This is a genomic window from Bacillus sp. 05T31 (assembly GCF_056396725.1).
Map to the genome: position 1 here is coordinate 1 of NZ_JBFTMA010001200.1, position 713 is coordinate 713.

Annotated in this window: 1 protein-coding gene and 1 pseudogene; one reads left to right on the forward strand and one right to left on the reverse strand. The window is 32.8% G+C overall.

All coding sequences use genetic code 11. The features are described from left to right. Window positions 1–215: pseudogene (locus tag AC1DJR_RS32410) on the reverse strand (deoxyribose-phosphate aldolase); the annotation flags it as partial. A gap of 156 nt (window positions 216–371) precedes the next feature. Between AC1DJR_RS32410 and AC1DJR_RS32415 the strand changes: the two are divergent. After that, window positions 372–713: hypothetical protein (locus tag AC1DJR_RS32415; protein ID WP_477004507.1), on the forward strand; the 342-nt coding region annotated here is incomplete at its 3' end.

Below are 713 nucleotides of genomic sequence, written 5' to 3' on the forward strand. Positions count from 1 at the left end.
GTTTCAGTAGTGCTTGCTCCTAATGGGAAACCGATTACAGTACAAACGTCTACATCATGTCCAGCTAATTCTTCAGCAGCTAGCTTTACCCATGTAGGATTAATACAAACTGAAGCAAATTTGTATTGCTTTGCCTCTTCGATTACTTTCATAACATCTTCTTTTGTAGAATTTGGTTTTAAAATTGTATGATCAATTAACTTTGCAATGTTCATTATCTTCACTCCTCATATCTTTTAACAACTTCATTCTAACCCTTAGTTGAACAAATGTAAATACACTTTTGAACTTTTGTTCATTCTTTTTTAGAAGGGAATTTCTAGTAATACATTGAAAGTAGTATAAGCTTGTAAATAAAGGATGCGAACCACTTGTTTAAGTCAAAATTCTTTATATTCACATTGCTAGTATGCACCTCACTATCCATATTTATTTTTTATAAAAGGGATGTTATTCTCCAAGAAGGAAACCCAGTTCCATTTGCTTTAGCTATGTCTAAGATGGTTATTCAAGATAAAGAAATGGTGGAAGTAGAACCGATAGATAATCAATACCCCTACTTAGTAAAGCGCGGAAAAATGGAACCTTTTATCGATATGATGGAGCAAGATGGATGGAGTTTTGTAGATAGAGATATTATGGCTAACTCACTAATTTTTGAAAAAGGAGATCAATCAAAGAGCGTTCCTTACAAATACTTTACAAGGTACTAC